Raw genomic sequence first — 11,701 nt, forward strand, 5'->3', positions numbered from 1 at the left:
ACCAAGGACGGGATTTATGTCATTAGCTGTGGTTTATAGCCGTGCCAGCCTGGGAATTGCGGCACCGCAAGTCACGGTGGAAGTCCATTTATCCAACGGACTGCCCGCCTTCAACATGGTGGGCCTGCCGGAAACCTCGGTGAAGGAGTCGCGGGACAGGGTGCGCAGCGCCCTGCTCAACGGCAACTTCGAGTTCCCCTCCAAGCACATCACGGTCAATCTGGCCCCTGCCGATCTGCCCAAGGAGGGGGGCCGTTTCGATCTGGCCATCGCCATCGGCATTCTCGCCGCCTCCAAGCAGATACCTGCAAAATACCTGCTCGATCACGAATTTTTAGGGGAGCTGGCCCTGACCGGCGAGATCCGCCCCGTGCTCGGCGTGCTGCCCGCCGTGCTCGCCTGCCGCGACGCCGGGCGTACCCTGCTGGTACCTCGGGAGAACGGCCCCGAGGCTTCCCTCATTCAGGACGCAGAAGTGCGTACCGCCCACCAGCTGCTGGCCGTCACCGCCTGGCTGGCGGGCCAGTACGAGCTGCCCCTGCCGGAGCCCCAAACCACGGACACCCTGCCCGATGTGCCGGATCTGCAGGATGTGATCGGCCAGTCCCAGGCCAAGCGGGCGCTGGAGATCGCCGCCGCCGGCAGCCACAACCTGCTGTTCATAGGTCCACCCGGTACCGGCAAGAGCATGCTGGCGAGCCGCTTGCCCGGCATACTGCCGCCGCTGAGCGAACAGGAGGCGCAGCAGACCGCCGCCATCCACTCCATCGGCGGCCTCACCCCCCGCGCCGGTCACTGGCATCACAGGCCCTATCGCACGCCCCACCACAGTGCCTCAGCTGTGGCTTTAGTGGGGGGCGGCAGCCACCCGAGGCCAGGGGAAATATCCCTGGCCCACAACGGAGTGCTGTTTCTCGACGAGCTCCCCGAGTTCGAACGCAAGGTGCTCGACTCCCTGCGAGAACCGCTGGAGACGGGCCACATCACCATCAGCCGGGCCGCCCGTCAGGTGGACTTCCCCGCCCGCTTCCAGCTGGTGGCCGCCATGAACCCCAGCCCCTGCGGCCACTACGGGGACGGCCAGACCCGCTCCAGCCCGGATCAGATACTGCGCTACCTCGGCAAGCTCTCGGGCCCCTTCCTCGATCGCTTCGATCTGACGGTGGAGGTGCCGCTGCTGCCCAAGGGCAGCTTGACAGGCAAGGCGGAGCGAGGGGAGTCGAGCCGGCAGATCCGTGAGCGGGTGCTGGGCGCGCGGGAGCGCATGCTCAGCCGCAATGGCAAACTCAACAACCTGCTTGATAGTCGAGAAATAGAAGATATTTGCCGCTTATCACCGCAAGATGCCGAATTTTTGGAGAACGCCATCCAGAGGCTGGGGCTCAGCATCCGGGCCTGGCACCGTATCCTGCGGGTGTCGCGAACCATCGCCGATCTGGCGGGGCAACCGACCATCGGCAAGGAGCATCTCATCGAGGCGCTCGGTTATCGCGCCATGGATCGGCTGTTGTCACGGCTGCGCAGCGGCCAGTGAACGCGACATGATGGGGAGGAGAGCCCGGCGTCAGTGCGGTGCATCCATGGTCTAGCGCCGGATCGGCTGATATTATGGCCACAGATCTGACCACTTGGTTACCACCCACAGACACGAAAACGGATCCGATTCATGCACAACAAGCTGATAGAGCGGCTGCGCGGCTGCCTCTCGACCCTGCTCTATTTTTTCAACACCCTGTTCTGGTTTGTCCCCATCCTGCTGCTCGGTCTCATCAAGCTGTTGCTGCCCCTCAAGGGCTGGCGCACCCTCTGCAACGTCCTGCTGGACGGCTGCGCCAGCTGCTGGATAGGTTTCAACAACCTGATCCAGAAAACCATCATCAGAACCCCTTTCGAGGTGGTCGGAGTGGACAAAGGGCGCCGGAATGAGTGGTATATGGTGATTGCCAACCATCAATCCTGGGTCGACATACTGGTACTGCAGCGGATTTTTAATCAGAAAATCCCCTTCCTGAAGTTTTTCCTCAAGAAAGAACTGATTTGGGTACCTTTTCTCGGTCTGGCCTGGTGGGCGCTGGACTTCCCCTTCATGCGGCGCTATTCCCGTAAACTTCTGGAAAAGCGACCCTATTTGAAGGGAAAAGACATAGAAACCACACGGAAGGCCTGTGCCAAGTTCCGCCACATTCCAGTGAGTGTGATGAACTTTGTGGAGGGCACCCGCTTCACCGCCCACAAGCACGACAAACAGGGCGCGCCCTATCGCCATCTCCTGCACCCGAGGGCTGGCGGCATCGCCTTCACCCTGGCGGCCATGGGGGATCAACTGCACAAGTTGGTGGATGTGACCATCGCCTATCCGGGTGGCATCCCCAGCTATTGGGACTTCATGTGCGGTCGGGTCAAGGAGATCAAGGTTCGGGTCCGCTTTCTGCCGATCGAACGCAATCTGGTGGGGGATTACTTCAATGACCCCGAGTTCCAACAAGAGTTTCAACAGTGGCTGAACGGGATCTGGTGTGAGAAGGACCAGACCCTGGGTCAGCTGCTGGCGGACAAGACGCAGTAAACGACACCCATGCCAAGCCTGCTCCCGGGTCCCCTGGTGCTGTTCATCAGCACCAGCATGACCATTTTGTTCACCGCCTTGTGTGCCAGCCTGATCCTGCTGGTGTCGCTGGTCAAACTGCTGCTGCCGATCCCGGCCTTTGGCCGCGCCTGCAGCCGGCTCAACAATGGCTTCATGAGGCTGTGGCTGGCTTGCAACGCCCTGGTGATAAGCCTCACCACCCGCATCGACTGGCAGGTGGAAGATGACACCCGACTGCGCAAGGATGGCTGGTACCTCATCATCAGCAACCACATGAGCTGGACCGACATAGTGGTGCTGGGTCACCTGTTCCGTGATCGGCTGCCGGTGCCCAAGTTCTTCATGAAGCACGAGCTCATCTACATACCGCTGCTGGGGTTGGCCTGCTGGGGACTGGACATGCCCTTTATGCGCCGCTACTCACGGGAATTCCTGCTGCGCAACCCGCACCTTCGCGGCAAGGATATCGAGACCACCCGCCACGCCTGCGAGAAGTTTCGCCACATCCCCACCACCGTCATTAACTTCGTTGAGGGGACCCGCTTCACCGAGGAAAAACGAGAGGCGACCCGTTCCCGTTACCAGCACCTGATGCCACCCAAGGCGGCGGGGCTGGCCTTCACCCTGGCGGCCATGGGAGAGCAGTTCGACAGTCTGATCAACGTCACCATCAGTTATCCGGACAACGCAGAGGCCCCGTTCAAGGACTTTTTGATGGGGCGGATGAAGCGCATCCGGGTACGCATCGAGGAGCTGCCGGTGGACGGGCAGCTGGTAGGGGATTACTTCAACGACAAGCAGTTCAAGCGCGGCTTCCAGGCGTGGCTGAACCAGCGCTGGCAGGAGAAGGACGAGGTGCTGGAAGGCTGGCAGCAGGCTCAGGCGCCCGTGGCGTTGACCGCCAAGGAGAGCACCGACGCCAGCTCGGGCAGCTGATCCTCGCTGAACACGGCAATGCCGTGGCGGCGCAGCAGGGCCGTGGTCTTGCCCTCCCCCGCCACGGAAACCCCCTCGAAGCGGCCATTGTAGATGCGACCACTGCCGCAGGAGGGGCTTCCCTCTTTCAGCAAGGCGAAGCGGATGCCCTGCCGCTGGCAGAGCTCGAGCGCCAGCAAGGCACCCCGATCGAACTCCGCCGTCACATCCAGCCCGCCCTCGGTCACGACCCTCTCCCCCTGCCGCTCGGCGGGTGGACGCGGGGTCGGCAGACCGCCCGCCACCTCGGGGCAGAAGGCCAGCACCCGCCCCTCGGCGCCCAGTTCATTCAGCCAGTCGCTGACGATCCCCTTGCTCTGACCATCGTAACGCACCGGCTGACCCAGCAGGCAGGCGCTTACCAGCACACGAACGGGATTCGTACTCATGCTTCCGCTCCATTCATCACCTGATCGAACATCACGCAGCAGGGGTTTTCCAACCGATAGAGGATGGCGGGACGCTGCTTGCCGGTGCGCTTGCGACCGGTATCCACCAGGATGTCGGCGCGATGGATCCGCTTGCGAAACGCCGCCGTGTTCATCGGCGTCTGCAGGACGATCTCGAAGGCCCGTTGCACCTCGGAGAGGGTGAATTCGGGCCCCAACAGTTGCAGCGGCAGGGTGCTGTAGCGGCTCTTGATGCGCAACCGCTCCAGCCCTCTGGCGATCAGTTGGTCGTGATCGAAGGCGAGGTCGAGGCCAGACAAGGCCGAGAGCGGGTGCCAATGACCTCGTACTGCCTCCGCTCTGGGTTCCACCAGACAGAGATAGACCAGGGTGGTGGACCAGCCACGGGGATCCCGCTCCAGATTGCCGAGGGTACAGACCTGTTCGCTGTAGCAATGACCCAGCCCCCACTCCGCCAGCAGACGATGGCGTGCGGCATCCAGATCCCGGTCCCGGGTCTCGTCGATGCGCAGGGCGGGCAACTGCCAGCAGTGGATAAAGGGGGGGCGATCCCGGGTCTCGAGCAGCAGTTCAAGCCGCTCCTCGTTCAACCGCAGCACCACCATATCCAGACTCATTCTCGGCATCCTGGTCGACCTGCTCGCCTTCTAATAATGTTTGGTAGATAATATCACAAGAATATTATGTGCAGGAGCCACCCATGGGAACCATCGCCAGCCTGGATATAGATGCGCAGAAGGGCTTTACCCCTCTCTGCCCGAACGAACTGCCCGTCGCGGGCGGGGCTGACATAGTGGCGGCCCTCAACGCGCAGGCCGCCCTCGCCACCCTGCGAGTCGGCAGCAAGGATGCCCACCCCGCGAACGCCGCCTGGGTCGTGACAAGCCCCGCCGCCATGCTGCAACCCCTGGATCTGCCCAACGCCGATCTTACCTGGCCGGCTCATTGCGTGCCCGGCACCCAAGGCTTCGAACTGCTCGATGGCCTGCCCGCCCCCATCGACTATGACTTCTTCGTCTGGAAGGGGGTCGAGCCGGATCTGCATCCGTACGGCGCCTGCTTCCACGACCTGGCCGAGCGCCGCAGCACCGGGCTTATCGAATTCCTGCAAGCACGGGGCGTCAGCACAGTGCTGGTGGGAGGCCTCGCCACCGACTACTGCGTCAAGACCAGCGTGCTGCAACTGCGCCGAGCCGGTCTGCGGGTCATCGTTCATCTCGACGCCTGTCGTGGCATCGCCCCCGAGACGGTGGCCAGCGCCCACACCCAGATGATCGAGGCGGGCGCCGAACTGGCCCAGAGCCTGATCGATGTACAACGCCTGCTGGACGCCTGATATGCCCCCGATTCTCACCAGCCTGCTCGACACCGATGCCTACAAGCTGCACATGCAGCAGGCGGTGTTCCATCGCTACCCGGATGCCGAGGTGGTGGCCGAGTTCCACAGCCGCAACGAAGAGGATCTGCTGCCCATGATGGGCCAGATCGAGGAGCAGTTGCGCCTCGCCGGCTCCTTGCGGCTAACCAGGCCAGAGCTCGACTTCCTGGCCGAACGCCCCTTCTTCACCGCCGATTACCTCGATCACCTGCGCCGCAAGCCGCTCGATGCCTCCCTGCTCAAGGTGTTCGAACGGGATGGTCGCATCAACGTGCGAGTCGAGGGGCCCTGGCAGGATGTGATTCTGTGGGAAATCCCGGTGCTCGCCATCATCAGCGAGATGCGCAACCGCTTCCGCTATCCCCAGTTCGGGGTGAGCCATGCCCTGGCGCGACTGGACCAGAAGCTAGACAAGTTGGAGCGGGAGCTGAGCCCGGCGGAGATGCAGGATTTCAACCTCATCGACTTCGGCACCCGCCGCCGCTTCTCCCACGCGGTGCAGGATGCGGTGGTGGGTCGTCTCAAGGAGCGCCTGCCAGCATTCAAGGGCACCAGCAACTACCAGCTGGCCCAGAAATACCGGCTGCCAGCGGTGGGCACCCAGGCCCACGAATGGTTCCAGGCCCACCAGCAGCTCGGCTTTCCGCTGGAGCACAGCCAGCGCGCAGCCCTCACCAGCTGGCTGGATGAATTCACCAACCACCTCGGCATCGCCCTGACCGACTGCATCACCATGGATGCCTTCCTGCGCGACTTCGACTTCGAGCTGGCCAGCCGCTATCAGGGGCTGCGCCACGACTCCGGCGATCCCGTGGTGTGGGGCGAGAAGGCCATCAGCCACTACCAGCGGCTCGGCATCGACCCAAGAGACAAGACGCTGGTGTTCTCCGACGGGCTCAATCTCGACAAGGCGGTGCAGCTGCTGCGCCACTTCCGGGGCCGCATCAACACCAGCTTCGGCATCGGCACCCAGCTCACCTGCGATCTGCCCGGCGTCAGCCCCATGAACATCGTCTTCAAGCTGATGGAGTGCAACGGCGGCCCGGTCGCCAAGATCTCAGACAGCCCGGGCAAGACCCTGTGCCGGGATGCGGACTTCATCCGCAACCTCAAGCAGGCGTTCCACGTCGGGGTGTAACGCGCCTTTTTGAGGGGCCCATCTTGCGCAGAGCACGACAGGCCCCCTACCATGGCCCTCCTGCCAGGTCCGACTCGTGTCGGGCCTTTCTCTTGCCCGAACGACAGACCACAAGGAACTGCCCATGACTTCGAAATGGATATTTGCCCTCACCACCCTGCTGGCCAGCCTGGGCGCCACCGCCGCCGAGCCATTGCGAGTCTCCGCCATTCCGGACGAAGCCCCCACCGAGCTGCAGCGCAAGTTTGCCCCGCTGGGTGACTACCTGGCCAAGCAGACCGGCCGCGAGGTGGTGTTCGTGCCGGTCAACGACTATGCCGCCGTGGTGGAGGCGCTGGCCGCCGGCAAGCTAGACATGGCCTGGCTCGGGGGCTTCACCTATGTGCAGGCCCATCGCCGTGCCGACAAGGTGGTGCCGCTGGTGCAGCGCCAGGAGGACGCCCAGTTCACCTCCAAGTTCATCGCCAACGCCGACAGCGGCATCAAGACCCTGGCCGACACCAAGGGCAAGGACTTCGCCTTCGGTTCCCCCTCCTCCACCTCGGGCCACCTGATGCCGCGCCACTTCCTGGCCGAGCAGGGCATCAATCCGGAGCGTGACTTCGCCCATGTCGCCTTCTCCGGCGCCCACGACGCCACCGTCGCCTGGGTCGCCTCCGGCAAGGTGCCGGCCGGTGCGCTCAACGCCTCGGTATGGGACAAGCTGGTGGAAGAGGGCAAGGTCGATACCGCCAAGGTCAAGGTGATCTGGACCACGCCGACCTACTTTGACTACAACTGGACGGTGCGCGGCGACCTGGATCCGGTGCTGCAGGAGAAGATCAAGCAGGCCTTCCTCAGCCTGGATCCTGCCGTCCCGGCCCAGGCCGAGATCCTCAAGCTGCAGCGGGCCAGCCGTTTCATCGAAACCAGGCCCGAGAACTACCAGGGCATCGAAGCGGCCGCGACCCAGGCCGGTCTGCTGAAGTGATTGCCGTTGCGCTGGAGGGGGCAGGACTGCGGCTCGGCGAGAGTCGCATCCTGCATCCGCTTCGCCTGCAGATCGAGGCGGGGGAGTGTGTCGCCATCATAGGACCGAGCGGCGCGGGCAAGACCAGCCTGCTGCGGCTGATCGGCACCGAGCTGCGTGGCGAGGGTAGGCTTGCCCTCTGGGGCCAGGATCCCTGGGCCCTCTCCACCCGGGCCCGCCAGCGGCTGCGCAGCCGGATCGGCATGGTCTGGCAACAGCCTCCACTGCCCGCCTCCCAGCCGGTGGTGACTGCCGTGCTGGCCGGCAGACTCGGCCAGTGGTCCCTCGCTCGCTCACTGCTTTCGCTGCTGCGCCCCTGCGACCCGGACGGTGCACGGGCCGAACTGGCCCGCCTCGGCCTCGCCGACAAGTGGCAGCAGCGCTGCGGCGAACTCTCCGGCGGCCAGTCGCAGCGGGTCGGCATCGCCCGGGTGCTCTATCAGCAGCCGGATCTTATGCTGGCCGATGAACCCGTCTCCGCCCTCGATCCCGTGCTCGCCCAAAGCAGCCTGGATGCCCTGCTGGCGCAAGCCCGCACTCGCGGCAGCACCCTGATCGCCAGCCTGCACGCGGTCGAACTGGCCCTCGATCGCTTCCCCCGCATCATAGGCCTGCGCGAAGGGCGGGTGCAGTTCGACAGCCCCGCCACCGCCGTCACCCCGGCCATGCTGGCCGCCCTCTATGCCGGCGAGCAAGAGGCACTGCCGTGCAGCGGCTGATGCGCCGCTGGCGCCATCCCCTGCCCTGGCTGCTGGCGCTGATCGGCTTCAGCCTGTGGCAGCAGGCCGAGGGCTGGCTCGGCCTGTTCGACGGCCAGAGCTGGCGGCAGATGGGCAACTTCCTCGCCACCAGCTGGCCACCCCGCCTTGATCAGAGCTTTCTCGCCCTGACCCTGACCGCCACCCTGGAGAGTCTGGCCGTGGCGACCCTGGGGCTGGCCGGCGCCCTGCTGCTCGGCATTCCGTTCGCCCTGCTCGGCTCCCGTGCCCTGTCGCTGGCCGAGCTGGGCCCCATCCCCAGCCCGCTGCGCGGCGCCTTGCGCGCCTTCAGCCGGTTCATCGCCATCCTGCTGCGCAGCCTGCCCGAGCTCATCTGGGCGCTGCTGTTCGTGCGCCTCTCCGGGCTCGGGCCGCTCGCCGCCATCCTGGCCATCGCCGTCAGCTACGGCGGCATGCTGGCCAAGGTCTACAACGAGATCATGGAGAGCGGCGCCCTGCAACCGGCCCGCGCCCTGCTGCTCGGTGGCAGCAGCCGCCTGCAGGCGCTCTGGTACGGCGTGCTGCCTGCGGTGCGTCAGGAGCTGCTCTCCTACACCGTCTATCGCTGGGAGTGTGCCCTGCGCGCCTCCGTCATCATGGGCTTCGTCGGCGCTGGCGGGCTCGGCCAGCAGCTCGAACTTTCGTTGCGCATGTTTTCCGGCGGCGAAGTGGTGACCCTGCTGCTGGCCTTCATCCTGCTGGTCACGCTGGCAGATGGCCTCAGTGCCTGGCTGCGCCACAGCCGCGCTCCCGGCCTGCAACTGCTGATCTGCCTGGGGCTGGCTGGTACCCTGGCGTTCCATCAGCTCGACTGGCGCATGTTGAGCTTCTCCTTCGGCGGACTGGGGCAGTTTGTCGGCGAGTTTCTGCAACCGGACTGGTCACGTCCCTTCCTGCTGACGGTGGGCACCGGCCTGCTCGATACGGTGCAGATGGCGCTGCTGAGCACCCTGTTGAGCGCCCTGCTGGCACTGCCGCTGGCCTGCCTCGCCCGCCACTGCTGGCCGCTGCGGTTGCTGTTCAACCTGCTGCGCTCCGTGCCCGAGCTCATCTTCGCCAGCCTGCTGGTGATCGCGGTCGGGCTGGGGCCGGTGGCGGGCATACTGGCGCTCACTCTGCATACCACTGGGGTGCTGGCCCGGCTGTTCGTGGAGACGCTTGAGAACGCGGATCAGACCCCCCGCCTCGCCCTGCAATTGAGCGGTGCCGGCCCTACGGCCAGCTTCTGGTACGGTCTGTTCCCGCTGGTGTCACGGCAGTGGCTGGCTTACAGCCTCTATCGCGGCGAGATGAACCTGCGCGCCGCCACCATCCTCGGGGTGGTGGGCGCAGGCGGACTGGGACAGCAGCTCTATGTATCCCTGAGTCTGTTCCGTTACGATCAGGCGGCCACCCTGATCCTGGCCATCTTGCTGCTGGTCTGGCTGGCGGAAGCCATCAGCCGCCGCACCCGGTTGCCGCGCCCCGCGCCTTCCCAGCGAGACTGCCAGATCTGAATCAGGTTTGATCCGACTCCGTCCGCCCTGCCCGACGAGGCGGCCGTTTCTGGCGGCCACAAAAACAAAAAGCCCGCCGGTTCGCACCGGCGGGCTTTCTTCATGCGGTCAGGCAACAATCAATCTTTCTTGGCCAGCAGGAATTTCACCAGCTGGTTGAACTGCTCCTGGGAAGTGATGGATTCAATCTTCACCATGTACTTGCCATTGACCAGGAAGGCCGGCACACCACGCACGTTGTAGCTCTCGGTGTTGCGGTCGAACTGGGAGACCATGCCGGAGACGGCGAAGCTGTCGACGGCACCGTCAAACTCCTCGGCCGGCACGCCGTTGTCCACGAAGATCTGCTTCACGTCGGCACGGTTCTGCGGCACCTGACGCTGGGTGTGGATCTTGTCGAAGATGACCGGAGTCAGCTTGCCTTCCACATTCAGCAGATTGGCAACCGCATAGGCACGCTGCATCTCGGGGCCCATCTCGCGACCCAGGAAAGCCACCGGGTTCTTCTTCATCGCCACGCCTTCCGGCAGGCTCTTCTTAAGCTCCTCGGCAATCGGCTCGAACTTGGCGCAGTGCGGGCAGAAGTAGGAGAAGAACTCCAGTACTTCAGGTTGGGCGCTACCGGTCTGGGTGACCACGTCATAGTTGACGCCTTCCTTGAATTCCGGGGCGGCGTGAACCATGGGGATCATCAGCATGGCAGCGAGGAAAAATAGTACTTTTTTCATGACGTTTCCTGTTAAGGGATCACTGTGAGGCACGCCCGGCGAACCGAAGCAGTCCAAGCCTATTGCGTCCCCCTCCTGCCGTCAATGGCAAAGGCGGGTGGGCGAGCCCCTCGTCGTGACATCCCGGGTTCGGTTGCCGGGCCTTGCCCGGCTCACCCGCTCGGCATCAGCGGCAGTGCCTGGCGCGCGGCCCGCCGGTCACACTCTGGGCATCGCGAACCGGCTATCTGCTCACCAGTTCGGCATCAGCGTCAGGGGCGGGGCCTTGAGCGCCGCCAGCTGGTCGTGCAGGGTCGCGATCTGCTGGCGCCAGTAGTGATCCGTATTGAACCAGGGGAAGTGACGGGGGAAGGCGGGGTCTTCCCAGCGCCTTGCCAGCCAGGCCATGTAGTGGACGATGCGCATGGCTCGCAGCGGCTCTATCAGCGCCAGCTCCCGAGGGTCGAACTCCATGAACTCTTCGTAGCCCGCCAGCAGGGTGTCGAGCTGGATCTGCTGCTCGTGGCGCTCACCGCTCAGCATCATCCAGAGATCCTGAATGGCGGGGCCGGTGCGGCAGTCGTCGAGATCGACGAACAGGGGGCCGTCACGCCACAGGATGTTGCCCGGGTGACAGTCGCCATGCAGGGAGATGCGGGCCACATCCAGGGTCATGGCGTCGCTCACGTGCCGGATCAGCTCGTCGAGCACCCCGAAGAAGGACTTGGCCAGGCCGCTCGGCACCCATTCACCGGCCGCCAACAGCTGACGCGGCTCGTGCAGCATGCTCTCCACATCCAGCTGGATGCGATGGTGGAAGGAGTGACTGGCCCCGACCCGGTGAATGCGACCAAGGTAGCGTCCCACCCACTCCAGCTGATCCAGGTTGTCCACCTCGAACTGACGGCCACCGACGCTCTGCCAGATGGCGAAGGGGTAACCCTGATGCTCCAGCAGGGTCTCGCCAGCAAACGCGATGGGGGCGGCCACCGGGATCTCCGTCTCATTGAGACGGGCGGCAAACTCATGCTCCTCGAGGATCTGGGCCCGGCTCCAGCGACCGGGACGATAGAACTTCACCACGTAGCGGCGGCGATCCTCATCCTGAAACTGGTAGACCCGGTTTTCATAGCTGTTGAGCTCGATGAGGCCGGAATCGATGCGCAGGCCGCTGAGATCGATCGCATCCATGATGAGGTCGGGATTGAGGTCGGAATAGTTGAAACGCATGTCATCCACCATG

The 11,701-nt window shown here is 64.3% G+C and carries 12 protein-coding genes; 8 read left to right on the forward strand and 4 right to left on the reverse strand.

Annotated features, from left to right (window positions below):
• The first annotated feature begins 16 nt into the window (after positions 1-16).
• The 3 genes from KI797_RS20075 (at position 17) to KI797_RS20085 (ending at position 3,523) form a co-directional block, all read left to right on the forward strand.
• Entirely contained in the window at positions 17-1,534 is a 1,518-nt protein-coding gene (locus KI797_RS20075) for a YifB family Mg chelatase-like AAA ATPase (RefSeq protein ID WP_226170775.1), read from the forward strand.
• Between the two features lie 132 nt (positions 1,535-1,666).
• Positions 1,667-2,566 carry an acyltransferase gene (locus KI797_RS20080; protein WP_226170776.1) on the forward strand — a complete coding sequence of 300 codons (900 nt, stop codon included), beginning with the start codon at positions 1,667-1,669 and terminating at the stop codon, positions 2,564-2,566.
• A gap of 9 nt (positions 2,567-2,575) precedes the next feature.
• Positions 2,576-3,523 (forward strand): acyltransferase, encoded by a 948-nt coding sequence (locus KI797_RS20085; protein WP_226170777.1) that lies wholly within the window; start codon positions 2,576-2,578, stop codon positions 3,521-3,523.
• Here KI797_RS20085 and KI797_RS20090 read toward each other — a convergent pair.
• Both KI797_RS20090 and KI797_RS20095 read right to left on the reverse strand, forming a co-directional pair.
• On the reverse strand, positions 3,466-3,951 hold the full coding sequence (locus tag KI797_RS20090) for a DUF523 domain-containing protein (RefSeq protein WP_226170778.1): 486 nt from the start codon (positions 3,949-3,951) through the stop codon (positions 3,466-3,468). The genes KI797_RS20085 and KI797_RS20090 overlap by 58 nt on opposite strands.
• Positions 3,948-4,598, reverse strand: a complete 651-nt coding sequence (locus tag KI797_RS20095) for an NUDIX hydrolase (protein WP_226170779.1) — start codon at positions 4,596-4,598, stop codon at positions 3,948-3,950. Before KI797_RS20095 ends, KI797_RS20090 begins: the two co-directional genes overlap by 4 nt.
• A gap of 74 nt (positions 4,599-4,672) precedes the next feature.
• Here KI797_RS20095 and KI797_RS20100 point away from each other — a divergent pair, with 74 nt between their 5' ends.
• The 5 genes from KI797_RS20100 (at position 4,673) to phnE (ending at position 9,751) form a co-directional block, all read left to right on the forward strand.
• Positions 4,673-5,308 (forward strand): nicotinamidase, encoded by a 636-nt coding sequence (locus KI797_RS20100; protein WP_226170780.1) that lies wholly within the window; start codon positions 4,673-4,675, stop codon positions 5,306-5,308.
• Between the two features lies 1 nt (position 5,309).
• Positions 5,310-6,488, forward strand: coding sequence for a nicotinate phosphoribosyltransferase (gene pncB / locus KI797_RS20105; protein ID WP_171269391.1), 1,179 nt, complete (start codon positions 5,310-5,312; stop codon positions 6,486-6,488).
• A 124-nt stretch (positions 6,489-6,612) separates the two neighbouring features.
• Positions 6,613-7,458 (forward strand): putative selenate ABC transporter substrate-binding protein, encoded by an 846-nt coding sequence (locus KI797_RS20110; protein ID WP_226170781.1) that lies wholly within the window; start codon positions 6,613-6,615, stop codon positions 7,456-7,458.
• Complete coding sequence (locus KI797_RS20115) at positions 7,455-8,216, forward strand: phosphonate ABC transporter ATP-binding protein (protein WP_226170782.1); 762 nt, start codon at positions 7,455-7,457, stop codon at positions 8,214-8,216. Before KI797_RS20110 ends, KI797_RS20115 begins: the two co-directional genes overlap by 4 nt.
• A complete protein-coding gene (gene phnE, locus KI797_RS20120) occupies positions 8,216-9,751 on the forward strand; it encodes a phosphonate ABC transporter, permease protein PhnE (protein WP_226173185.1) in 1,536 nt (511 codons plus the stop codon). Before KI797_RS20115 ends, phnE begins: the two co-directional genes overlap by 1 nt.
• Before the next feature lie 119 nt (positions 9,752-9,870).
• Here the strand turns inward: phnE and KI797_RS20125 are convergent, their stop codons facing one another.
• Both KI797_RS20125 and KI797_RS20130 read right to left on the reverse strand, forming a co-directional pair.
• On the reverse strand, positions 9,871-10,479 hold the full coding sequence (locus KI797_RS20125; RefSeq protein WP_226170783.1) for a thiol:disulfide interchange protein DsbA/DsbL: 609 nt from the start codon (positions 10,477-10,479) through the stop codon (positions 9,871-9,873).
• Between the two features lie 231 nt (positions 10,480-10,710).
• Positions 10,711-11,700, reverse strand: a complete 990-nt coding sequence (locus tag KI797_RS20130) for a serine/threonine protein kinase (protein ID WP_005323697.1) — start codon at positions 11,698-11,700, stop codon at positions 10,711-10,713.
• Position 11,701 lies beyond the last annotated feature (1 nt).

Source organism: Aeromonas media, assembly GCF_020423125.1.
Lineage (GTDB): Bacteria > Pseudomonadota > Gammaproteobacteria > Enterobacterales > Aeromonadaceae > Aeromonas > Aeromonas media.

What these genes read in the sequence shown, in the direction of transcription:
- KI797_RS20090 (WP_226170778.1), bottom strand. Translation starts at nt 3,951, where the DNA reads ATGAGTACGAATCCCGTTCGTGTGCTGGTAAGCGCCTGCCTGCTGGGT.
- KI797_RS20125 (WP_226170783.1), bottom strand. Translation starts at nt 10,479, where the DNA reads ATGAAAAAAGTACTATTTTTCCTCGCTGCCATGCTGATGATCCCCATG.
- KI797_RS20130 (WP_005323697.1), bottom strand. Translation starts at nt 11,700, where the DNA reads ATGGTGGATGACATGCGTTTCAACTATTCCGACCTCAATCCCGACCTC.
- KI797_RS20095 (WP_226170779.1), bottom strand. Translation starts at nt 4,598, where the DNA reads ATGCCGAGAATGAGTCTGGATATGGTGGTGCTGCGGTTGAACGAGGAG.
- KI797_RS20100 (WP_226170780.1), top strand. Translation starts at nt 4,673, where the DNA reads ATGGGAACCATCGCCAGCCTGGATATAGATGCGCAGAAGGGCTTTACC.
- pncB (WP_171269391.1), top strand. Translation starts at nt 5,310, where the DNA reads ATGCCCCCGATTCTCACCAGCCTGCTCGACACCGATGCCTACAAGCTG.
- KI797_RS20085 (WP_226170777.1), top strand. Translation starts at nt 2,576, where the DNA reads ATGCCAAGCCTGCTCCCGGGTCCCCTGGTGCTGTTCATCAGCACCAGC.
- KI797_RS20110 (WP_226170781.1), top strand. Translation starts at nt 6,613, where the DNA reads ATGACTTCGAAATGGATATTTGCCCTCACCACCCTGCTGGCCAGCCTG.
- KI797_RS20075 (WP_226170775.1), top strand. Translation starts at nt 17, where the DNA reads ATGTCATTAGCTGTGGTTTATAGCCGTGCCAGCCTGGGAATTGCGGCA.
- KI797_RS20080 (WP_226170776.1), top strand. Translation starts at nt 1,667, where the DNA reads ATGCACAACAAGCTGATAGAGCGGCTGCGCGGCTGCCTCTCGACCCTG.
- phnE (WP_226173185.1), top strand. Translation starts at nt 8,216, where the DNA reads ATGCGCCGCTGGCGCCATCCCCTGCCCTGGCTGCTGGCGCTGATCGGC.